Source organism: Prescottella sp. GW823-FHT02E09, from assembly GCF_058797375.1.
On the sequence record NZ_JBXAJP010000015.1, the window covers coordinates 26,748 to 48,012 of the forward strand.

The following is a 21,265-nucleotide window of genomic DNA, read 5'->3' on the forward strand; positions in this document are numbered from 1 at the left end:
AGCGCAGCAGCCGTCCGCCGAGATCGACGACAATCGACCCATGGCATCGCTCGAAGTCCTACGCGCCGGCGCACGCACCACCGTCCAGGACCGGGGACGGCCCGGGTACGCGAGTCTCGGCGTCGGCATCTCGGGTGCCGCCGACATCGTCGCGCACGACGGCGCGAACCGCCTCGTCGGCAACGATCCCCGTGCCGCGACACTCGAGGTGACACTCGGCGGTCTCCACGTGCGGGCGATCGGGCCGACCACCCTCGCCGTCACCGGCGCGCCGGCACCACTCACGGTGAACGGGAAGCCCCGCCCGCACTACTCCACGCTGCACGTGCGCGACGGCGACGAGGTGGCCCTGGGGTTCGCCCCCACGGGACTGCGCACCTACCTCGCGGTGCGCGGCGGCATCGACGTCCCACCCGTGCTGGGCAGCCGCGCCACCGACACCCTGTCCGGTATCGGCCCCGATCCGATCGGCGACGGCGATCGTCTGCCGGTCGGAAATCTCCATGGTGAACTGCCTATCGAGGACCTGATCCCGCCGCCCCCGTCGCCCACCGAGCCCGTCGAACTGCGTGTCCGGACGGGACCTCGCGACGACTGGTTCACCCCGGACTCCCTGGCCGCGCTGGTGCGCCGGACGTGGACGGTCAGCAGCGACACCGACCGGGTGGGCGCACGCCTCGACGGACCGGGGCCTCTGCACCGCGCCCGCCACGGCGAACTGCCGAGCGAGGGCATGGTGACCGGCGCGCTACAGGTGCCGCCGAACGGTATGCCGGTGCTGTTCCTCGCCGACCATCCGGTCACCGGCGGGTACCCGGTGATCGCCGTGGTCGTGGAAGACGACATCCCGGCCGCAGCTCAGCTACGACCGGGATGTCGGATCAAGTTCCGTCAGCTACGACGCTGACGCGCGATCTCGGACAGCACGACGCCCGCGGCGACCGACGCGTTGAGCGACTCCACCGGACCGGCCATCGGGATGCTGAGGACCGCGTCGCACGTCTCGCGCACGAGCCGCGACAGTCCCTTGCCCTCCGAACCGACCACGATGACGACCGGACCGGTGCCGTCGTACGTGTCGAGGGTGGTGTCGCCACCGGCGTCGAGGCCGACGACCTGGACACCCTTGGACTGCCAATCCTTCAGTGTGCGAGTAAGATTCGTGGCCCGCGCGACGGGCAGACGCGCCGCGGCGCCGGCGCTGGTGCGCCATGCGACAGCGGAAACGCTCGCACTGCGCCGCTGCGGGATGACCACACCGTGACCGCCGAACGCGGCGACCGAGCGCACGACGGCTCCGAGGTTGCGCGGATCGGTGATGTTGTCCAGGGCCACGAGCAACGCGGGCTCCTGGTTGGTGCGGGCCGACGCCAGCAGATCGTCCGGGTGCGCGTACTTGTACGGCGGTACCTGCAGGCCGATGCCCTGGTGCAGGCCGTTGGCGCTCATCCGGTCCAGGTCGGTGCGCGGAACCTCGAGGATCGAGATCCCCATGTCGGCCGCGCGCTGCACGGATTCCTTGAGGCGGTCGTCGCTCTCGGCGCCGACCGCGACGTACAGCGCCGTCGCGGGGACACCCGCGCGCAGGCACTCGACGACGGGGTTGCGCCCGAGCACCATCTCCGGACCGTCCTCGGTCTTGCGGGTGATCGGCCCACGACCGCCGGGACGTCCGCCACCACCAGGACGACCACCACCGGTCGCGCGCTGTTCCGCGGCCTTGGCCGCGGCCCGGGCCCGCTTGGCGGCGGGATGCTTGGTGCGCTCCTCGGCCGGGGGCGTCGCACCGCGGCCGGCGAGACCCCGGCGGTGCTTGCCGCCCGATCCGCTGACCTGCCCCTTCTTGGTGCCGTCCTTGCGGACCGCGCCGCGCCTGCTCGAATTACCAGCCATCACTGTCCCGATTCGTTGGAAGCTTGCTTGAGGGACCATTCGGCCCCGTTCGCGGTGTCCGTGACCTCGATGCCGGCCTCGGCCAGCCGGTCCCGGACCTCGTCGGCCACCGCCCAGTTCTTGTCGGCCCGGGCCTGCTGGCGCCGGTCCAACTCGGACCGCACCAGGACGTCGAGGGCGTCGAGCGCCGTCGAACTGTCCGTCGCGGACGCCCACTGCGGATCCAGCGGATCGACACCGAGGATGCCGAGCATCGCGCGTACCTGCGATGCCAGCGCACGAGCACCGGCGAGATCACCGGACTCGAGCGCGATATTGCCTTCACGTACCCGGCCGTGGATCTCGGCGAGGGCCGACGGCACACCCAGGTCGTCGTCGAGGGCAGCCGCGAACTCCGCCGTCCACTTGCCCACCGGCACCTCACCGGCCCGCTCCACGACACGCGTCACGAACGACTCGCAGCGACGGTAGGCCGCCGCACCCTCGTGCAGCGCCGTCTCCGAGTACTCGAGCATCGACCGGTAGTGGGCGCTGCCGAGGTAGTACCGCAGTTCCTGCGGGCGAACGTGCTTGAGCACATTCGGCACCGACAGCACGTTGCCGAGCGACTTCGACATCTTCTCGCCACCCATGGTGACCCAGCCGTTGTGCAGCCAGTACTGGGCGAAGTCGTCGCCCGCACACTTGGCCTGGGCAATCTCGTTCTCGTGGTGCGGGAACACCAGATCCATTCCACCGCAATGGATGTCGAAGGCCTCACCGAGATAGAACTCGGCCATCGCGGAGCATTCGAGGTGCCAGCCCGGACGTCCGGGGCCCCACGGCGTCGGCCACGACGGCTCGCCCGGCTTCGCAGCCTTCCACAGCGTGAAGTCCCGCGGATCGCGCTTGCCCTCGGCCACGCTCTCGCCCTGGTGGACGTCGTCGAGCTTGTGCCCCGACAGCTTGCCGTAGTCGGGGTAACTGACCACGTCGAAGTAGACGTCGCCGGCGGCCGCGTACGCGTGACCGTTGTCGATGAGCCGCTGCATCATGTCGACCATCTGCGTCACGTGCCCGGTCGCCCGCGGCTCCACGGACGGCGGCAGCACGCCGAGCTGCTGGTACGCCCAGTCGAACGACCGCTCGTACGTCGCGGCCCACTCCCACCACGGGCGACCCGCCTCGGCAGCCTTGTTCAGGATCTTGTCGTCGATGTCGGTGACATTCCGCACGAACGCGACGTCGTAGTCGTGCGCGAGCAGCCAGCGGCGCAGCACGTCGAAGGCAACGCCGCTGCGCACATGCCCGATGTGGGGGGCACCCTGAACGGTGGCCCCACACAGGTACACCGAGGCATGTCCGGGGGTCAGCGGAACGAAGTCACGCGGAGCCCGTGTCACGGTGTCGTATAGGCGCAAGGTCACGACGTGCGATTCTACCGGTCGCGATCAGCGGGGATGATCAGCGCGGTCGCGACGGCAGCGATGCCCTCTCCGCGACCGGTGAGGCCCAGTCCGTCGGTGGTCGTCGCCGACACCGATACCGGTGCGCCGAGCACACCCCCGAGGACGCGCTGGGCCTCCTCACGACGCGGACCGATCTTGGGCCGATTACCGATGACCTGCACCGACGCATTCCCGACGACGTAACCGGCGTCGGACAGCAGGCTCCGGACCTCCGTGAGCATCCGCACACCACTGACGCCGTCCCACTCCGGACGGCCGGTACCGAACACCGAACCGAGATCGCCCAGTCCCGCCGCCGACAACAGTGCGTCGCACAGCGCGTGCGACGCAACGTCACCGTCGGAGTGCCCCGCGCAGCCGTCGGCGTCCTCGAACAACAGTCCTGCCATCCAGCACGGACGGCCGGGCTCGATCGGATGGACATCGGTGCCGATTCCGACTCGCACGCGTAGGACTCCCTGTGTTCGAAACGACTCTGACGTGCCCGGAGTCACCGGGCCTCTGTCGATCCCGCCTGCCCCAGCAGAACTCGGGCCAGAGCGAGATCCCACGGCGTGGTGATCTTGAATGCTTCGGGCTCACCGACGATGGTGCGCACCCGCTCGCCCAGGCGCTCGACCAGGCCGGCGTCGTCCGTCGCGTCGCCGTTGACGTCCAAATAGGCGCGACGCAGCAGCGACGCCTCGAAACCCTGAGGCGTCTGGACGGCGCGCAACTCCGAGCGCGGCGGTGTGCCGGTGACGGCACCGAGCACGTCGACCGTCTTGATGGTGTCGCTGACGGGCAGCACCGGAATCACCGCGGTGCGCCCTGCTTGCAGTTCGGCGACCACTCGCGCGATCAGTGACGGTGGCGTCAGCGCCCGCGCCGCGTCGTGCACCAGCACCAACTCGGCACCGGTGGCTGCCGCGAGTCCGGCTCGGACCGAATCGGCCCGCTCCTCGCCCCCGACAACCACCACGACGTCGCCGGGCAGGTCCGCCCGCGCCTCGTCCACGAGTTCCTCGGGCACGATCACGACGACCGTGTCCACGACGCCCGACTCGACGAGCCCGTCGACGGCTCGGCGCAGCATGCTGCGCCCACCCAACTCGACGAACGCCTTCGGGACGGACTCGCCCAGCCGGACGCCACGTCCGGCTGCAGGGACCAGCGCTACGACCGGCCCACGGTTCTCACCCACGGTCAGGACGCGGCGGCGAGGACCTCGTCGAGAATGATCTCGGCCTTGGCGTCGTCGGTGCCTTCCGCCAGAGCGAGCTCACCCACGAGGATCTGCCGCGCCTTGGCCAGCATCCGCTTCTCACCCGCGGACAGGCCGCGGTCCTGCTCACGCCGCCACAGGTCACGAACGACCTCTGCGACCTTGTTCACATCACCCGAAGCAAGCTTCTCGAGGTTCGCCTTGTACCGGCGAGACCAGTTCGTCGGCTCCTCGGTGTGCGGCGCACGAAGCACCTGGAACACCTTGTCGAGACCCTCCTGGCCGACCACGTCACGCACGCCGACGTACTCGGCGTTCTCCGCGGGAACGCGGACGGTGAGATCGCCCTGCGCGACCTTCAGAACGAGGTATTCCTTCTGTTCACCCTTGATGGTGCGGGTTTCGATTGCCTCGATCAGCGCCGCTCCGTGATGGGGGTATACGACGGTGTCTCCGACCTTAAAAATCATCTGTCCCGTGCCCCTTTCGATCTTTCGAGTTTAACACGTGACCAATCGATCGTCCCATCAACGGCGCAGGTCAGGGGCATCCTTACCTGATCTTAGGGCTTGACAGGCCGCACCAACCGTGCATTTCGGGCCGCGTCGGCGGCCCGCCGAGGGGCCCCCGGGACGCCACCGAACCTGCACGCGGACAACCGTTGTCCGTCCGACACGAGCTCGTAACGAGTACCCAGCGGACGGCCCGTCCGGGTCGACTACTACTCTGCCTAGTGGATTGTGAACCTGACCCATGGAGGACAACCCGTGACTGCTCTCAATGCGTCGCCGACTCGCCGAGTCATGGCCGCTGTCGCTCTCGCTGCCGGCGCGACCCTCGTGCTCTCCGCGTGCGGCGCAGGTCAGATCTCGCAGACCGCCACCCAGGTTGCTGCGGTGAACGGCAACCAGGCGAACAGCGGCGACATCGCACTGCGCAACGTGCACGTCGTGTACCCGAACTCCGAGGAGTTCAGCATCGAACCGGGCGGCACCGCGCAGCTCGCGTTCACCGCGGTCAACCTCAGCGAGCACGAGACCGACCGCCTGACCGGCATCAAGACCGACTTCGCCGGCTCCGTCGTCATCGACGCCGAGGAAGGCGGCCGTGACATCAAGCCGCAGGCCGCGCTCGGCGCCGGCAACCCCGACGTCTCGGTGCCCGAGCAGGCCCCCGAGCACGTCAGCCTGATCGACGTCACGATCGAGGACATCCGCGAGGGCGTCCGCCCCGGCCTGACCTTCCCGGTCACGTTCACCTTCGAGAACGCCGGCGACATCGTCGTACAGGTGCCGGTCGACGCCGGCCCGGTGACCGAGCGTCACGAGTCGGACAAGTCCCCCGACGTGGCCGAGGGTCACTGATCGTCGGACCCGCAGGACTTCCGGAGCAGCCCGGGCGACACCGTCGCTCGGGCTGCTCTGTCGGTCGGGGTCACTAGGCTGCGCGCGTGGCAAAAGCTAAATCGAGCTTCCGGTGTTCGTCGTGTCAGCACACAGTGGCCAAGTGGGTCGGTCGTTGCCCGGAGTGCGGCACGTGGGGCTCGATGGACGAGGCTCCCGTCCTCGCAGCGGTCGCGTCCCGTCCGGGCGCGTCACTGGCCCGCGCCGGCGCCGCCGCGCTGCTGCCGACCACGCCCGCGTCCCCCATCACCCAGATCGACGGCACCACCACTCGCGCCAAGCCGACGGGCGTCGACGAACTCGATCGTGTGCTGGGCGGTGGCGTCGTCCCCGGCTCGGTGGTGCTGCTGGCCGGTGAACCCGGCGTCGGCAAGTCGACGCTGCTGCTCGAGGTCGTGCACCGATGGGCGTGCCGCGGACCCGACGACCGCGCGCTGTACGTCACGGGCGAGGAATCGGCCGGCCAGGTCCGGTTGCGCGCAGACCGCACCGGATCGGTGCACGAGCGGGTGTATCTGGCCGCCGAATCGGATCTCGCGACGGTGCTCGGACACGTCGAGCAGGTCCGCCCCACGCTGCTGATCGTCGACTCGGTGCAGACGATGCTCGCAGCGGACGTCGACGGTGTCGTCGGCGGTGTCACACAGGTGCGTGCCATCACCAGTGCGCTCACGTCGCTCGCGAAGGCCAGCGGGGTGCCGGTGCTGCTGATCGGCCATGTCACCAAGGACGGCGCGGTGGCGGGCCCCCGATCGCTTGAACACCTGGTGGACGTCGTCCTGCACTTCGAGGGCGACAAGCACTCGACGCTGCGGATGATCCGCGGCATCAAGAACCGGTTCGGCGCGGCCGACGAGGTGGGCTGCTTCGAACTGCGCGAGGACGGCATCGTCGGCGTTAGCGACCCGTCCGGGTTGTTCCTGCACCACCGGTCCGAGGAGGTGCCGGGCACCGCGGTCACGGTCACGATGGACGGCAAGCGTCCACTGCTCGGCGAGGTGCAGGCGCTGGTCGCGCCCACCAACAACCCATCGCCACGCCGCGCCGTGAGCGGACTCGACTCGGCACGCGTGTCGATGGTGCTGGCGGTCCTGGAACGCCGCCACGGCATCAAACTGTCCGACCGCGAGGTCTACGCCGCGACCGTCGGCGGCATGCGGATGACCGACCCGTCGTGCGATCTGGCGCTCGCGGTCGCGGTCGCGTCGGCCGGCAAGGATCGGTCGATCCCCGCCGGCACCGTGGTGCTCGGCGAGGTCGGCCTGGCCGGTGAGGTCCGACGCGTGTCGGGCGTGGGTCGCCGCGTCGCCGAGGCCGCCCGGCTGGGATTCACCCGGGCGGTGGTCCCGCTCGACTCCGGCGAACTCCCCAAGGGCATCCGCCCCGTCGAGGTGGGGAACGTCGGAGATGCCCTGCGGGCCTTGAATCTTCGGTGAGGGTCAGACGGCCGACGTGCCGAACGGCGACGTCGGTTCGCCGTCGACGAAGGCCGCCGTCGGCGCGAAGTGCTCGGGGTTGACCGTCAGGAACAGCCCACGCGAGGTCGCGACGGGGGTTTCCGGGTCGACCCCCGGGCCCTCCACGATGAACGCCTCCGCGGTCGTGTACGCCTTGCGGCGGACCGTGCCCTCGATGCGGGCACGGAACTCGAGCACCGAACCCAGCGGGATCGGCCGCGCGAAGTCGATCTCGAGATGGGCGGTCACGACAGGTCCGCCGAGGACCATGCACGCCATGCCCTGCACCTCGTCGAACGCAGTCGAAAGGATGCCGCCGTGGATCACACCCGGACCACCCTGGTACCGCTTGGCAACCTCGAGTCGGCCGGTCACGGACAGATCCTCGCCCGCGAGGAACGTCATCGCCATTCCGGCGGGCTGGTCGTCACCGCAGCCGAAGCATTTGGACCAGTGCTGGGGAAGCGGCTGTCCCGGTGCCGGGAAGAATTCCGGCACCTCGGGGAGGACGAGGTCATCGGGCAAGGTCCAAGTACTGCTCACAACTAGGTAATGTAGAGACGGCCCGACCGCGGCCGGAATGCGGCTAGGCCAGATGTGACGTCGAACGCACTCGGGATTCCGTCGGATTCCGAGGCGCCGACCGGAAAGCGCCGACCGCACGAGGGGGGATTTCGCGATGAACGATGCCACGCCGTCGGCGGTGCTCCGCGAGACGATCGCGCGCTTGGCCCCCGGAACCGCTCTGCGCGACGGGCTCGAGCGCATCCTCCGTGGCCGCACCGGCGCCCTGATCGTTCTCGGTTACGACGACCAGGTCGAGGACCTGTGCGACGGCGGATTCGAGCTCGACGTCGAGTTCGCACCCACCCGACTGCGCGAGTTGTCGAAGATGGACGGTGCTGTCGTCCTGTCCACCGACGGCACCCGCATCGTCCGCGCCAACGTGCAATTGGTGCCGAACCACAAGATCCCCACCGTCGAGTCCGGGACGCGTCACCGCGCGGCCGAGCGCACCGCGATCGAGACCGGCTACCCGGTCGTGTCGGTGAGTCAGTCGATGAGCATCGTCAGCGTGTACGTCGGCGGAATCCGACACGTCATCAATGCGTCGTCGACGATCCTGTCCCGCGCGAACCAGGCCGTCGCGACACTCGAGCGGTACAAGGCGCGGCTCGACGGGGTCACCCGTCAGCTGTCGGTCGTCGAGATCGAGGACTTCGTGACGCTACGTGACGCGCTGACCGTCGTGCAGCGACTCGAGATGGTGCGCCGGGTGTCCGTCGAGATCGAGCAGGACGTGCTCGAGCTGGGCACCGACGGCCGACAGCTCGCGCTGCAGCTCGAGGAACTGGTCGGTGACAACGACGCCGTCCGTCAGCTGATGGTGCGCGACTACCTCGCCGGATCCGAGCCCGCCTCGACCACCGCGGTGGAGAGCACTCTGTCCGCGCTCGACAAGCTCACCGACGTGGACCTGCTCGACCTGACCACCCTGGCCCGCGCCTTCGGCTACCCGGGCACCATCGAGGCACTCGACGCACCGATGAGCCCACGCGGCTATCGGGTGCTCACCCGCGTGCCCCGGCTGCAGTTCCTGCAGATCCACCGGCTGGTGAGCTCGTTCGGGACCCTGCAGGGGCTGCTCGCGGCCACGGCTGCGGACCTGCAGTCGGTCGACGGCATCGGCGGCCTGTGGGCCCGGCACATCCGCGAGGGCCTCTCACGGCTCGCGGAGGCCTCGATCAGCGGACCGTACGACTAGCAGTCCCCGCGTCAGGAGAAGTTGAACGGCTCGGGGGAGCTACGCAGCTCCCCGAGCTGTGCCACCACCGTGTAGGCGCCCGGCGCGACCTGGGTGCGCGGGGCCTTGCATCCCGGCTCCGACGTGGTCCCCGACCATTTGACGGTGAATCGCGCCTGCCCGCCCGGCTCGAGGACCTGCATCGCCGGATCGGCGTCGGGGTAGCAGTCGACGTTGGACCACAACCGGTTGCTGCCGTTGAGCGAGTACACGAGCGCCTGCTGAAGTCCCGAGCCCAGGTCCCGCTCGCACTTGCTGGTGCCGATGTTCGTGATCGCGATCGAGAAGCTGGGCTCTTCACCCGCCTTGTACTGGGGACGGTCGGGCGACACCTTCAACGCCAGCGACTGGTCGGCACACGGGGCGGTCTCGGGGCCGGCACCCGAGGAGGCCGCACTGGTTCCCGACACGCTCGTGCCCGCCGCGTCGGACGTCGCGGATCCCGAGTCGTCCGACGGCTCGTCCGCCGCGGTGGTGGTCGGCTCGGTGAGCTCCGAGGTGGCCGCCGCGGCCGCCGATTCGGGGTCGTCGCCGCCGCCACGGACAGACGCGATGATCCACACCAGCAGAGCGACGACCACGACGACACCACCGATGGCGAGCGCCCGCCGACGCCAGTAGATCTCAGGGGGCAACGGTCCGTTCGGTTCAAGCACGACTCAACCGTAATTCCATGTGACCTGCCCTCGCTTCTTCGGTCCCGGCGTGTCGCGTCTGCGAACACCGCCGACCTGGCCGGTGGGACATGTTCCCCTCGACCTCAGTCCACCGATTCGCCGATGTCACCGACCGAGCCCTGGAGCTTGATATCGCCCTCCGCGAGCTTGTAGGTGACACCCACGATGGCGCACGAGCCGTTCTCGACATGCTCGGCGATGATGCGCGAACGCTGCATCAACAGCGTCCCGGTCTCCACCACGTGCCGCCCCTCGAGTTCGTCTACGGTGGTCAGACCCTCCTGCCGACCCATGAGGATCGACGGCGCCACGCGTTCGACGACGTCCCGGATGAAGCCGTTGGGGATCCGACCCTTGTCGAGTGCGTCGAGTGTGGCCTTGACGGCTCCGCAGCTGTCGTGACCGAACACGACGATGAGGGGCACGTTGAGGACCTCGACGGCGTACTCGATGGAGCCGAGGACCGCACTGTCGATCACGTGCCCGGCGGTGCGGACGACGAACATGTCGCCGAGCCCCTGGTCGAAGATGATTTCGGCAGCGACACGCGAGTCGCCGCACCCGAAGAGCACGGCAGTCGGGTGCTGGGCATCGACCAGCTTCGCGCGGTCGGCGATACCCTGACTCGGGTGCATCGGGGTGCCGCTGACGAAACGCTCGTTACCCTGCTTGAGGGCCTTCCAAGCGGAGATCGGGTTGGAGTTGGGCATGCGGCAATTGTGCACCTCCGGGCGCTCACCGTCTCGATTGGACCGGCCGCACCCGTGAGAACAGTGCCCGACGGTGCACGAAATGAGGATGAGAGTTTCGATGGCGGTGGACAGTTCGGCACTGCTGCGCTGGTACGACGACCAGGCCCGGGATCTGCCGTGGCGTCGCGACGGCGTGACGGCCTGGCAGATCCTGATGAGCGAGATCATGCTGCAGCAGACGCCCGTCGTACGCGTCGCGCCGATCTGGGAGGAATGGGTGCGCCGGTGGCCGGTGCCGTCGCTGATGGCGGCGTCGAGCCAGGCCGACGTCCTGCGCGCGTGGGGCAAGCTCGGCTACCCGCGGCGGGCGCTTCGCCTCCACGAGTGCGCGGGCGTCCTCGCCGCCGAACACGGTGATGCCGTCCCTGCCGACGTCGATGTCCTGCTGGGCCTACCGGGGATCGGCGACTACACCGCCCGCGCGGTCGCATGCTTCGCGTACGGTCAGCGAGTTCCGGTGGTGGACACCAATGTTCGACGAGTCGTCGCGCGCGCCGTGCACGGCCGGGCCGACCAGGGCAATCCGTCGGCGAAGCGCGACATGGCCGACGTCGATGCACTGCTGCCCCGCACCCGCGAACGCGCGGCCCGCTTCTCGGCCGCTCTGATGGAACTGGGCGCCACGGTGTGCACCGCCCGCACCCCGGACTGCGATGCCTGCCCGCTGCCGCGCTGCACGTGGGTGGAGGCGGGCAGGCCCGCGTACACCGGCGAACCGCGCAAGGTGCAGAAGTTCGCGGGCACGGATCGGCAGGTTCGCGGGAAGCTGATGGACGTGCTGCGGGGCAGCACCCACCCGGTGGAGCGCGCGCAACTCGACCTCGTGTGGCTCAGCGACCCCGGGCAGCGCGACCGCGCACTCGATTCGCTCCTCGTGGACGGGCTGATCGAGCAGACCGAGGACGGACTGTTCGCCCTCGCCGGCGAGGGCGGCTGACGCTCAGTCCAACGTCTTCAGGAACTCCTCGACGGCGTCGCGGTACCGCTCGGGCTGATCGTCGTGGACGAGGTGACCGGCGTCGGCCACCCACACGTAGCGAGCGTCGTCGTGGCCGTCGAGCATGCGGCGCATCTGCCCCTCCGGGGTGATCGTGAACTCGCCCTCGATCAGCAGTGCGGGCGCGGCGACGGACTCCCACTGCGCCCAGAAGTCGCGAGTGCCCCACTCCTCGGAGATGTCGCGGAACGTCTCGACGTCGCCGTGCAGGTACCAGCCGTCGGCGCGGCGCTCGAACGAGTCGAGGAAGTAGCGGCCGGCCACCTCCCCGAAGTACTCGAGCACGGACTCCTCGGTGGGGAAAGGCTGCGGCCACGCGGAAACCATTGCCGCCCAATCGTTTGCCGTCCGTCCACGGAAGTCCGGGGCCATGTCCTCGAGCACCAGCGCACGAACCCGCCCGGGGTGAGCGGCCGCGAAGCACCATGCGTGCAGCGCGCCCATCGAATGCCCGATTACCGTGAGCGGTTCGTCGAGCCCGTCGAGAGCCGCCGCCAGGTCTGCGACGAACAGTTCCGTCGTCGGGTCGCCGTCGATCGGACGCCCGTGGCCGGCCGCGTCGAACGTGTAGACGTGGCCGAGCTCACGCAGCCACGGCACGTGCCGCACCCACGTCCGCGAGCTGCCCATCAGCCCGTGGAGCAGCAGTATCGGCCGGCCGGTCCCACCCTCGTCGTGCAACACAGGACCGACGGTAACCCACCGGCGTGCGGAGTACCCTCACGTCCATGGCAGTCGTGAAGATCAACGCAATCGAGATCCCCGAGGGCGCCGGCCCCGAATTGGAGAAGCGGTTCGCCGCTCGCGCCCACGCGGTGGAGAACTCCCCCGGTTTCCTCGGATTCCAGCTGCTGCGTCCGGTGAAGGGCGACAACCGCTACTTCGTCGTCACGCAGTGGGAGTCCGACGAGGCGTTCCAGGCATGGGCCAGCGGCCCGGCCCGCGAGGCGCACGCCGGCGAGCGCGCGAAGCCGGTCGCGAGCGGGGCCTCGCTGCTCGAGTTCGAGGTGGTCCTCGACGTGGCGGCAGCGTCCGAATCCTGATCCACCACATCCGATTCGGGAGCACAGCGCCGATAACGGACATAACGGTCACGGTGTCGATCACCCGATTGACACCGTGACCGGTGGGGTGCCAAAGTTCGCTCGACAGAAGCGATGGTTCGACGGTAATCCGGTCTTCATTCCGGAGCGGTCGCGCCACTGTGATCGAGGGCCCGCCCTCGAGAGCCAGACACCCCGGCCATCGCATGGATCCAACGGGACGCGAAATCCCAGGAGGCACCGATGGCAATCGCCTATTCACCCGACAGGTCGGCCGACTCGGCCACCGTCGCCCTCATCGCAGCGGCAGTCGTCCTGCTCGCAATGCTCGCGCTCTACCTGGTCGGCTTCGATCAGGGCGCAATCTCCCGCAGTGGCATGTACATGCACGAACTGATGCATGACGGTCGGCACCTGCTGGGCCTGCCGTGTCACTGACGACGTTCCCCACGGTCACCGAAAACCTCGGGACCCTTCTTCTCCGCGGACTGCTGGCCGGCCTGATCGCCGGCCTGCTGGGCGGCGTGGTCGCGTTCACGCTCGGTGAGCCGCGCGTGCAGGCGGCGATCGAGATCGAGGAGTCGGCTGCCGCCCCGGCCGAACCGGACCATCACGGAGGCGAAACCGCGACCGCACCGCACGACCACGACGAGACCGCCGCCGGGGAACCCGAGGGGCACTCGCACGGCGAGGACGCCCTCGTCAGCCGCACGGGTCAGCGCTTCGGCCTGTTCCTCGCGACGACGCTCGCCGGCCTGGCGCTGGGAGCGATCTTTGCCGTCGTCGTGCACTACGCACGCCGGTTCACCACGATGGCGGGTCCCCTCCTCGCCGTCGTGGTGGCTGGATGCGGTTGGCTCGCAATCGAAGCCGTGCCGTTCTTCAAGTACCCGGCGAACCCGCCGGCTGTCGGCGACCCGGACACCGTCAACCAACGCACGTGGCTGTGGCTCGCGTCCGTGGTACTCGGGCTGGCCGCCGTCGCCGCGGCCGTCTACGTCGGACGGCTTCTGCGCGACCGGCAACTGGTGACGCTGCGCGTGATCGGTCAGGTCGCCGCGTTCCTCGTCGTGGTCGCGATCGGGTACATCGCGCTCCCCGGCATCAACGAGGTCGGCGAGGACTTCCCTGCCACGCTGTTGTGGCAGTTCCGGATCTCGTCACTCGCGACGCAGGCGGCACTGTGGCTCGTGCTTGGGCTGGCGTTCGCGTTCCTCACCGAACGCGCCACCCGCCGCGTGACCCGTTAGATCAGATCGCGCACGAATCGTCGGTGCAGCCCTCGGCGTCTCCGCCGGGGGCTGCACCGCTCTCGCCCGCCGTGTGGTCGTACGCCTGGCGGAGCAACTCCGCGAACACGTCCGTCGGCTGCGCGCCCGACACCGCGATGCGTCGGTTCGCCACGAAGAACGGCACCCCCGAGACCTGCAGCTGCCGTGCCGCGTCGAGGTCCGCGCGGACCAGGTCGGCGGCGGCGTCGCTGCCCAGCGCCGCGGCCACCTCGTCGGCGTCCAGGCCCACACTCGCCGCGATCTCGACGAGCACGCTCCGGTCGTCGATCACCGCGCCGTCCGTGAAGTGCGCGCGGAACAACGCCTCGAGCAGCGCGTCACGATGGTCGCCGGCCAGGTGCAACAGGCGGTGCGCGTCGAACGTGTTGGCCGCGATCACGGTGTCGAAGTCCATGACGATGCCATCGGCCGCGGCCGTCCGGGCGACATGCCCGAACATCTGCCGCACCTGGTCGGCCGGCATGCCCTTGTGTTCTACGAGCGCCTCGAGCTCACCGCGCCGCGCGCCGACCGGAGTGTCCGGGGCGAGCTGGTACGACCGCCACACCACCGACACCCGGTCGCGGTGCGGAAACTCGGCGAGGGCCGCCGTGAAGCGGCGCTTGCCGATGTAGCACCACGGACAGGCGACGTCCGACCACACCTCGATCAGGACGGTGGGCAGATCTGCGGCGGACACGGCACTGGCATTGCTCTCGATGGTCACGAGGCATTCGAACACACGGCGGGCGCGTCTTGTTCCGCGCCCACCGAGGGCAGGGTCAGCCGCGACTCACCTGCTCCCGCAACTCCCGCTTGAGGACCTTGCCGGATCGGTTGCGCGGCAGGCCCCGGGAGATGACGAGACGCTCGGGTGCCTCGTCGGCACCGACACCGCGGCCGGCGAGGAACTCGACCAGCTCATCGAGGCCGAGAACCGCCCCGGGCCGGCATCCCACCACCGCGACGATGCGTTCACCCACCGCGTCGTCGGGACATCCGACGACCGCCACCTCCGCGACCGAGGGGTGCTCCGCGATCAGCATCTCCAGCTCGACCGACCCGACCGGGACCCCGCCGCGCACGACGAGGTCCGGTGCCCGGTCGACGAACCTGAGGTACTTGTCGTCCGGTCCACCGATCACGAACAACTCGCCGGTCCGGAGGAAGCCGTCCGCGTCGAACGGATCCCGGTCCCGCGCCGGATTGAGGTACCCCGCGAACACCGTCGGCCCCTTGACCCGGAGCTCGCCGAGCACACCCGGGACGACGATCTCGCGGCCGGTGCCACGGTCCACCAGCCGGACCTCGGTGCCCATGTCGTCGCCGGCCCGCGGATACAACAGCGTCCGCTGTTCCCGCGCCACGTCCGCCGGCGCCGATCGCAGGCTCACCCCTTCGACGGTGCCGAAGAAGTTGATCAACTCGACCCCGTAGTCCTCCCTCCACTTCCGCACCGTGTCGGGCGCCATCGGTCCGGCGCCGACACCGATCCGGGTGAGCGTCGACAGGTCCACCGCGGACCCCTCCCGAAAAGCGATCGCAGCGAGTGCCGTCGGCCGCCCCGCGGTGTACGTGACCTTCTCCTCCGCGATCTGACGCAGGAAGACGTCGCGGTCGGACGGCTGATGCTGCACCAGCACGCACCCGGCGTAGAGCCACGGCAGCAGCGTTCCGATGATCCCCGCGGCCGCCATCATCGGGAACGGGTTGAGGATGACGTCGTCGACGGTCAGTGACGCCGCGCGGGCGAGGGCCCGGGCCTGAGCGAGCGACTCGTAATGCGCGCGCGGCACGCCTCTCGGTTCGCCCTCGGTCCCGGCCGTCCAGCAGATCGCGATGCAATCGTTGGGGTCGACGACGTGCGCTGACGCGCACTGGACGACCCTCTCGACGTCGGCAGCCGTCGGCACCGCGTGCCCGATCCGCACGACTCCGTCGGGCACACCCACCCCGTAACTCAGGACGACCCGCAGCGTGGGGATCTGCGGCCGCACGGACATCACCCGCCCCGCAACGGGGCTCGATCCGACCCGGCCCGCGGTGACGAAGGCACTGGCACACGACTCGTTGCACGTCTCGACGATTTCCGCATCGGTCGAGTGCACCGGCAGCGGCGACACGATCGCGCCGATCCGCCAGGACGCGAGGAACACGGCGACCTGTTCGACGGTGTTCGGCAACTGGACGGCGATCACCTCACCGGCCCTGATCCCGGCCTCGAGCAGCACCGCCGCCAGTCGGTCGACGTCGGCGTCGAGCTCGGCCCACGTGACGCGACGCGGCAGCGCGTCGACATACTCGGCCTTGTTCACGGGATCGACCACCGCAAGCTGGGATCCACGCTCCCGCACTCGGTCGGCGAAGAGTTGTCGGACTGTCTCGGGCGTCCATGCACCGGAAGCGGTGTACTCGTTGATCCGGATCTGAGGGTGAATCTTCAGGCTCCCCATGCGCCTTCCCTTCTATCGATCCGACGCCCCGACCGTCGTCACTTCAGTTAGCGGTGTGATCTGCGTCACTAGATTTACCACGGACTGTTACCCACGCGCGACCTGTGTCCCCTGACCTGGCCGTTCTCGATGCCCGCCTGTGACCTACTGGAGCCGGTGCGTCCCTCTGGCCTGGAGCAATCCGGAACAGTGGCTGCACACCAGTCGCGGCGAGAAGGACCCCGCGCAACCGCGATGGCCGATCGACAGGGCGCTGCGGTCCGCCGCCCCGAACGACCACTGACCCCACTCGATCATGGTCGCCACGACTGGGAAGAAGGCCCGGCCCTTCCTCGTCAGGTGATAGGTGACCCGCCCCGGGTGCTCCGGCGCCGGGCGCTCGCTCAGCACACCGAGTTCGGTGAAGACCCGCAACCGATCCGCCAGGACGGCCGAGGGCACGCCCGTCCACTCGGCGAAGGCCCCGAATCTCGTCGCCCCGAGCGAGGCCGCACCGAGCAACGCAGCGGACCACCGGTTGCCGACCAGTTCCATCGTGTGCGGCAACTGTGCTCGCCGACGGGCCGCGCCGGAGCGACGGCGGCCGGCGGCCGGCGGGACGCTGCCCGATCGCCCACCCCTCGGACCGAGGGCCACGGTCACGTCGTCCAGCCCTGCCGGCACGCGGCACCGTGCACACACCATCACCGGTGTGCACTCGGCCCCGCAGTCGAGGTGCCGCATCCGCACCAGACCGGCCGGGCCGTCCGGCGCCCACTCGCGCTCCCACGACCACATCGCCGCGAGAATCGGCCACACCGCGCGGCCGCGATCGGTGAGCACGTACTCGGGCCGCGTCGGATGGAACGGAAACACGACCTTGTCGAGCAGGCCCGCATCGGTCAGCCGGGCCAGCCGTCCGGTCAGGACCGAGTTCGAGATCTTCCCCCGACCCGCCCAGTCGCTGTACCGCCGCGCCCCACGCAGCGCCTGATCGAGAATCCACAGGTTCCACTCGTCACCGAGCAGACCGAATGCGATCGCGAGCGCGTTGTCGCGACCCGGATCCGGTACGTAGCCTCCCCCACGCATGACCAGCTCCCCCTCGTCAGTGGCCGGAGTATCGCACAGACCACGGCGTGGAAGGTCCGGTTTCGGGGGTCGTACCCGATTGCCCGACACCACCTCTCGTCCCACCGTCCCGACCGAACGTTCGCAGTTGTGCGAAGTCCACAAGTCCACGAGAACCACCGTCTCGGCCGCGTAGCGTCGGTGGCGTCTTCCGACCGACCGGGACTCGGCCGCTCCCACCGTCGGCGGTCGCCAACGGCTTCGACTCACCCGGCCGAACCCGTTCGCGGCCGCCTCCATCCAGCGCGTGAAGACCCCCGGCCCTGCCCGGGGCAACGGAAGATCCTCGAATCACTGCAGCGAGGCGCTCGGACACGTGAGCGGTGTCCGGGACGCATCCAGGAGGGACCATGACTCTCGTCCACAGCCCGGATCGGGCAATCGAATCACTCGGCATCGCACTCGTCGCGGTGGGCGTGGTTCTCCTCGCCCTCGTCACGCTCTACGTCGTCGGCTTCGACCAGGGCGCCATCTCCCGCACCGGGATGTACATGCACGAACTGATGCACGACGGCCGACACCTCCTGGGGCTCCCGTGCCACTGACCGGATCGTTGAAGAGCCTGCTGCTGCGAGGCCTTCTCGCCGGACTGATCGCCGGGCTCCTCACCGGCGCAGTCGCCTTCGTGCTCGGAGAACCGCACGTCGCGGCCGCCATCGAGATCGAGGAATCCGCGTCCGCGGGCGCCGACGCCCCCCACGATCACGGGGCCACCGCCGCCACGCACTCCGGCAGCGACGAACCGCTGGTCACGCGAGACGGACAGCGGGCCGGACTGATCCTCGCGACGACGCTCGCCGGCCTGGCGCTGGGAGCGATCTTCGGTGTCGCCGCACACAACGCACGTCGATTCACCACGATGTCCGGACCACTGCTCGCACTCGGGATGGCCGGGGCCGGTTGGCTCGCCGTCGAGGCCGTCCCGTTCTTCAAGTACCCGGCCAATCCACCCGCGGTGGGTGATCCGGACACCATCAACGAGCGGACACTGCTGTGGCTGGCCGCCCTCGTACTCGGACTCGCCGCGGTGGGGGCCGCCGTGTACGTCACGAAAGCGATTGCGTCACAACGCTACCGGACAGTTCGGACCGCCGTCGCGATCGTCACCTTCCTCGCGATCGTCACCGTCGGATATCTCCTGCTCCCGACCGTGAACGAAGTGGGAGAGGACTTCCCCGCCACCCTGCTGTGGCAGTTCCGGATGTCGTCGTTGGCGACGCAGACCACGCTGTGGCTGAGCCTGGGGATGGCGTTCGCCTACCTCACCGAACGCGCACAGCGCAGCAGTTCCCCCGAGGCCACGGCAGCTGCCTCGACGCCGGAGCGGGCACCGACGACCGACACCGCGCGATCCTAGGAGGGGACCTGACGAGGATTCGGACACAACCGGAATCACCGAACCCCGCATGGAAGGGAGACCTCCATGAGCACCAACCAGGCACAATTCCAGACCCTCACCGACGGTCTGGCGAAGATCACCCCCGCAGTCCACGACGCTCAGGATTCGCCGTACTCGATCACCAACGCGCAGTACGACATCCTGCGACACGTCCTGCACGACGTCGGCGGGCAACCGGCACTCCCGGTCGAGTACCTCGAGAAGGAGGAAGAGGCCTGGGAGATGAACACGTACGTCACGTGCGAATGCCTGGGGTGGCGTGGCGCGTGGAACTCGGAAATGCGCCGGCGGGCCGAGGTCGACCTCGGTGAGACCCAGTACTTCGGGCTCCCGTACTACGCACGTTGGATCACCGTCGCCGCCAAGGTGATGGTCGACAAGGGACTCATCCCGCTCGACGAACTCTCGGACAAGATCGACGAGGTGCGGGCACGTCTCCAGGAGGCGAGGAAGTGATGCCGAAGTTCAAAGTGGGCGACCGCGTGGTCGTCAAGGACCAGACCAGCATCTTCCACACTCGCACACAGGCATTCGTGCGCAATCAGCCCGGCATCGTCGTCGCCCACCGGCCCGACTGGGTGATTCCGGAGGACGAGGCATTCGACAAACTCGAGACCGGACGCAAGGAACCGTTCTACGTCGTCTCGTTCAAGCAGACCGATCTGTGGCCCCGTTACACCGGGTACGACATCGACACACTGGAGACCGAATGCGCGGAGGGCTGGCTCCGGGCTCCCGAGAAGGACCAGTAGGAGGAGAAGTGAGCGACTCACACAGCCATTCCGGCAAGGATGCACACGCACCCATCCAGGCCTCCGAGGAGATCAGCGAGTTCGAGGTCCTCGAACTCGCCGTGCGCGAACTCGCAATCGAGAAGGGCCTGTTCTCCGCGGAAGACCACCGCCGGTTCTCGGAGTGGGCCGAATCGATCGGACCGTCCGGCGGGTCGAGAATGGTCGCCAAGGCCTGGACCGACCCCGAGTTCAAGAAGCGTCTCCTCGAGGACGGGACCGAAGCCAGCAAGGAGGTCGGCATCGACTGGACCGACCCGACGGGTACCGGCACACCGAGCGACTACACCTACTTCTATGTCCTCGAAAACACCCCGAACGTGCACAACGTGATCGTGTGCACGTTGTGCTCGTGCTACCCGCGCCCCGTGCTGGGGATGTCGCCCGACTGGTACCGGACGCCGAACTATCGACGCCGCATGGTCCGGCGGCCGCGCGAGGTGCTCGCCGAGTTCGGCCTGCACTTCCCGTCAGATGTCGAAGTGCGGGTGCATGATTCGAATCAGAAGTCGAGATTCATGGTAATGCCGATGCGCCCCGAGGGCACCGAAGGGTGGTCCGAGGAGCAGCTCGAGAAGATCGTCACCCGCGACACGATGATCGGAGTGGCCCTGCCGTCGGCAGACTGGGACGCATCCGAGGCACCGTCCGCTGGAGGTGGCAAGTGACGACCGCACAGGGGTACGAGGTCATCCTCGGCACGCTGCAGGACGGCTCCGCGCGTGACGGCGCCCTCCCCGACACCGACCGCAAGCCCGATCCGTGGGAATCGGCGATGCAGGCCACCGTCGAATGTCTGTCGTGGCGAGGCGCCTGGGACAACCTGGAGCGCCGGCACACCGAGGACGAGCTGGGCGAGACCGTCTACCGCGAGTTCCCGGTCCACTCCCGGTCCGCCATCACCACGGCGCACACGCTGCTCGACCGCGGCATCGTGACACAGGACGAACTGAAGGAGAAGATGGACCGGGTCAGGGCGAGACTCGAACACGACTGACACCGAGGGAGCCGTAAGAGCTTCCGTCACAGAAACGTTCGAGCGCCCGCCACACGGGCTACTCGAGCGCGGCGTCCAGCGTGATCGCGACGCCGGTGAGGGCCTTGCTCACAGGGCAGGACTCCTTGGCGGCCTGGGCGACACGGGCGAACCCCGCAGCGTCCAGGCCGTCTACCTCACCGCGGACGGTGAGCGCGATCCCGGTGAGCTTGAAGCCCGGTTCGTCGGGGCCGAGGGTGACGTCGGCACGGATGTCGAGGCTCTGCGTGACGCCGCCCGCCTCGCCGATCAGCGCGGACAACTGCATCGCGTAGCAGGACGAGTGCGCCGCCGCGATCAACTCCTCCGGGCTGGTGGTCCCCCCGGCGTCGTCGGCGGCTCGCTTCGGGAACGACACCTCGAAGGTGCCCACCCCTGAACTGGTGAGTTCGACCTGCCCCGAACCCTTTTCGAGCGTGCCGTTCCATGCGGTGCGTGCGGTACGTGTGGGCATGGGAGTCCTTCCGTCGAAGTGTGCGGTGACGCCCACCAGTGTTCCCCGACACCGCCCCCGGCGCCCCCGGTTT

General features: G+C 68.9%; 27 protein-coding genes. 14 read left to right on the forward strand and 13 right to left on the reverse strand.

Annotation, left to right across the window (positions count from 1 at the left end):
* Positions 1-40: 40 nt before the first annotated feature.
* A complete protein-coding gene (locus tag AC1RIF_RS26165; protein ID WP_492604299.1) occupies positions 41-907 on the forward strand; it encodes a 5-oxoprolinase subunit C family protein in 867 nt (288 codons plus the stop codon).
* Here AC1RIF_RS26165 and rlmB read toward each other — a convergent pair.
* From rlmB to carD, 5 genes are read right to left on the reverse strand one after another with little or no spacing between them, the layout of a single operon-like run.
* Positions 892-1,893 (reverse strand): 23S rRNA (guanosine(2251)-2'-O)-methyltransferase RlmB, encoded by a 1,002-nt coding sequence (gene rlmB, locus AC1RIF_RS26170; RefSeq protein ID WP_492604300.1) that lies wholly within the window; start codon positions 1,891-1,893, stop codon positions 892-894. The two genes, AC1RIF_RS26165 and rlmB, sit on opposite strands and share 16 nt — an antisense overlap.
* A complete protein-coding gene (gene cysS / locus AC1RIF_RS26175) occupies positions 1,893-3,299 on the reverse strand; it encodes a cysteine--tRNA ligase (RefSeq protein ID WP_492604301.1) in 1,407 nt (468 codons plus the stop codon). The genes rlmB and cysS overlap by 1 nt, the downstream gene beginning before the upstream one ends.
* A gap of 11 nt (positions 3,300-3,310) precedes the next feature.
* On the reverse strand, positions 3,311-3,787 hold the full coding sequence (gene ispF, locus AC1RIF_RS26180) for a 2-C-methyl-D-erythritol 2,4-cyclodiphosphate synthase (RefSeq protein WP_492604302.1): 477 nt from the start codon (positions 3,785-3,787) through the stop codon (positions 3,311-3,313).
* A gap of 44 nt (positions 3,788-3,831) precedes the next feature.
* Complete coding sequence (gene ispD / locus AC1RIF_RS26185; RefSeq protein WP_492604303.1) at positions 3,832-4,524, reverse strand: 2-C-methyl-D-erythritol 4-phosphate cytidylyltransferase; 693 nt, start codon at positions 4,522-4,524, stop codon at positions 3,832-3,834.
* Positions 4,525-4,526: 2 nt separating this feature from the next.
* A complete protein-coding gene (gene carD / locus AC1RIF_RS26190) occupies positions 4,527-5,015 on the reverse strand; it encodes an RNA polymerase-binding transcription factor CarD (RefSeq protein ID WP_005515676.1) in 489 nt (162 codons plus the stop codon).
* Positions 5,016-5,312: 297 nt separating this feature from the next.
* Here carD and AC1RIF_RS26195 point away from each other — a divergent pair, with 297 nt between their 5' ends.
* On the forward strand, positions 5,313-5,909 hold the full coding sequence (locus AC1RIF_RS26195) for a copper chaperone PCu(A)C domain-containing protein (protein ID WP_492604304.1): 597 nt from the start codon (positions 5,313-5,315) through the stop codon (positions 5,907-5,909).
* An 86-nt stretch (positions 5,910-5,995) separates the two neighbouring features.
* Positions 5,996-7,384 (forward strand): DNA repair protein RadA, encoded by a 1,389-nt coding sequence (gene radA / locus AC1RIF_RS26200; RefSeq protein ID WP_492604305.1) that lies wholly within the window; start codon positions 5,996-5,998, stop codon positions 7,382-7,384.
* Between the two features lie 3 nt (positions 7,385-7,387).
* Here the strand turns inward: radA and AC1RIF_RS26205 are convergent, their stop codons facing one another.
* Complete coding sequence (locus AC1RIF_RS26205) at positions 7,388-7,948, reverse strand: PaaI family thioesterase (RefSeq protein WP_492604306.1); 561 nt, start codon at positions 7,946-7,948, stop codon at positions 7,388-7,390.
* Positions 7,949-8,084: 136 nt separating this feature from the next.
* Between AC1RIF_RS26205 and disA the strand changes: the two genes are divergently transcribed.
* Positions 8,085-9,170 carry a DNA integrity scanning diadenylate cyclase DisA gene (gene disA, locus AC1RIF_RS26210; RefSeq protein WP_492604307.1) on the forward strand — a complete coding sequence of 362 codons (1,086 nt, stop codon included), beginning with the start codon at positions 8,085-8,087 and terminating at the stop codon, positions 9,168-9,170.
* 11 nt (positions 9,171-9,181) lie between these two features.
* Here the strand turns inward: disA and AC1RIF_RS26215 are convergent, their stop codons facing one another.
* Together AC1RIF_RS26215 and AC1RIF_RS26220 are read right to left on the reverse strand one after the other, a co-directional pair.
* On the reverse strand, positions 9,182-9,865 hold the full coding sequence (locus tag AC1RIF_RS26215; protein ID WP_492604308.1) for a hypothetical protein: 684 nt from the start codon (positions 9,863-9,865) through the stop codon (positions 9,182-9,184).
* A 104-nt stretch (positions 9,866-9,969) separates the two neighbouring features.
* The gene (locus AC1RIF_RS26220) at positions 9,970-10,596 is read right to left on the reverse strand and encodes a carbonic anhydrase (protein ID WP_492604309.1); all 627 of its coding nucleotides are present in this window, start codon (positions 10,594-10,596) and stop codon (positions 9,970-9,972) included.
* 100 nt (positions 10,597-10,696) lie between these two features.
* Here AC1RIF_RS26220 and AC1RIF_RS26225 point away from each other — a divergent pair, with 100 nt between their 5' ends.
* Positions 10,697-11,575 (forward strand): HhH-GPD family protein, encoded by an 879-nt coding sequence (locus AC1RIF_RS26225; RefSeq protein ID WP_492604310.1) that lies wholly within the window; start codon positions 10,697-10,699, stop codon positions 11,573-11,575.
* A gap of 3 nt (positions 11,576-11,578) precedes the next feature.
* On the opposite strand, the gene AC1RIF_RS26230 is transcribed toward AC1RIF_RS26225, so the two are convergent.
* Entirely contained in the window at positions 11,579-12,319 is a 741-nt protein-coding gene (locus tag AC1RIF_RS26230) for an alpha/beta fold hydrolase (RefSeq protein WP_492604311.1), read from the reverse strand.
* Between the two features lie 44 nt (positions 12,320-12,363).
* Here AC1RIF_RS26230 and mhuD point away from each other — a divergent pair, with 44 nt between their 5' ends.
* The 3 genes from mhuD to AC1RIF_RS26245 all read left to right on the forward strand — a co-directional run bounded on the left by mhuD (position 12,364) and on the right by AC1RIF_RS26245 (position 13,928).
* A complete protein-coding gene (gene mhuD, locus AC1RIF_RS26235; protein WP_492604312.1) occupies positions 12,364-12,678 on the forward strand; it encodes a mycobilin-forming heme oxygenase MhuD in 315 nt (104 codons plus the stop codon).
* A gap of 243 nt (positions 12,679-12,921) precedes the next feature.
* Positions 12,922-13,116 carry a CbtB domain-containing protein gene (locus tag AC1RIF_RS26240; RefSeq protein WP_492604313.1) on the forward strand — a complete coding sequence of 65 codons (195 nt, stop codon included), beginning with the start codon at positions 12,922-12,924 and terminating at the stop codon, positions 13,114-13,116.
* A complete protein-coding gene (locus tag AC1RIF_RS26245) occupies positions 13,107-13,928 on the forward strand; it encodes a CbtA family protein (protein WP_492604314.1) in 822 nt (273 codons plus the stop codon). The genes AC1RIF_RS26240 and AC1RIF_RS26245 overlap by 10 nt, the downstream gene beginning before the upstream one ends.
* A gap of 1 nt (position 13,929) precedes the next feature.
* On the opposite strand, the gene AC1RIF_RS26250 is transcribed toward AC1RIF_RS26245, so the two are convergent.
* The 3 genes from AC1RIF_RS26250 to AC1RIF_RS26260 all read right to left on the reverse strand — a co-directional run bounded on the left by AC1RIF_RS26250 (position 13,930) and on the right by AC1RIF_RS26260 (position 17,473).
* Positions 13,930-14,676: a DsbA family oxidoreductase gene (locus tag AC1RIF_RS26250; protein ID WP_492604315.1), complete on the reverse strand. Its 747-nt coding sequence runs from the start codon at positions 14,674-14,676 to the stop codon at positions 13,930-13,932.
* A gap of 55 nt (positions 14,677-14,731) precedes the next feature.
* Entirely contained in the window at positions 14,732-16,402 is a 1,671-nt protein-coding gene (locus AC1RIF_RS26255) for a class I adenylate-forming enzyme family protein (RefSeq protein WP_492604316.1), read from the reverse strand.
* Between the two features lie 144 nt (positions 16,403-16,546).
* On the reverse strand, positions 16,547-17,473 hold the full coding sequence (locus tag AC1RIF_RS26260) for a winged helix-turn-helix transcriptional regulator (protein ID WP_492604317.1): 927 nt from the start codon (positions 17,471-17,473) through the stop codon (positions 16,547-16,549).
* A gap of 389 nt (positions 17,474-17,862) precedes the next feature.
* Here AC1RIF_RS26260 and AC1RIF_RS26265 point away from each other — a divergent pair, with 389 nt between their 5' ends.
* The 6 genes from AC1RIF_RS26265 (at position 17,863) to AC1RIF_RS26290 (ending at position 20,699) form a co-directional block, all read left to right on the forward strand.
* A complete protein-coding gene (locus tag AC1RIF_RS26265; protein ID WP_492604318.1) occupies positions 17,863-18,057 on the forward strand; it encodes a CbtB domain-containing protein in 195 nt (64 codons plus the stop codon).
* Positions 18,048-18,869, forward strand: a complete 822-nt coding sequence (locus tag AC1RIF_RS26270; protein ID WP_492604319.1) for a CbtA family protein — start codon at positions 18,048-18,050, stop codon at positions 18,867-18,869. Before AC1RIF_RS26265 ends, AC1RIF_RS26270 begins: the two co-directional genes overlap by 10 nt.
* A gap of 66 nt (positions 18,870-18,935) precedes the next feature.
* Complete coding sequence (locus AC1RIF_RS26275) at positions 18,936-19,367, forward strand: hypothetical protein (RefSeq protein WP_492604320.1); 432 nt, start codon at positions 18,936-18,938, stop codon at positions 19,365-19,367.
* Positions 19,367-19,663: an SH3-like domain-containing protein gene (locus AC1RIF_RS26280; RefSeq protein WP_492604321.1), complete on the forward strand. Its 297-nt coding sequence runs from the start codon at positions 19,367-19,369 to the stop codon at positions 19,661-19,663. Before AC1RIF_RS26275 ends, AC1RIF_RS26280 begins: the two co-directional genes overlap by 1 nt.
* An 8-nt stretch (positions 19,664-19,671) precedes the next feature.
* The gene (scnC, locus tag AC1RIF_RS26285) at positions 19,672-20,370 is read left to right on the forward strand and encodes a thiocyanate hydrolase subunit gamma (protein WP_492604322.1); all 699 of its coding nucleotides are present in this window, start codon (positions 19,672-19,674) and stop codon (positions 20,368-20,370) included.
* Entirely contained in the window at positions 20,367-20,699 is a 333-nt protein-coding gene (locus AC1RIF_RS26290) for a ScnB (RefSeq protein ID WP_492604323.1), read from the forward strand. The genes scnC and AC1RIF_RS26290 overlap by 4 nt, the downstream gene beginning before the upstream one ends.
* A 58-nt stretch (positions 20,700-20,757) precedes the next feature.
* Here the strand turns inward: AC1RIF_RS26290 and AC1RIF_RS26295 are convergent, their stop codons facing one another.
* The gene (locus AC1RIF_RS26295) at positions 20,758-21,192 is read right to left on the reverse strand and encodes an OsmC family protein (RefSeq protein ID WP_492604324.1); all 435 of its coding nucleotides are present in this window, start codon (positions 21,190-21,192) and stop codon (positions 20,758-20,760) included.
* Positions 21,193-21,265 lie beyond the last annotated feature (73 nt).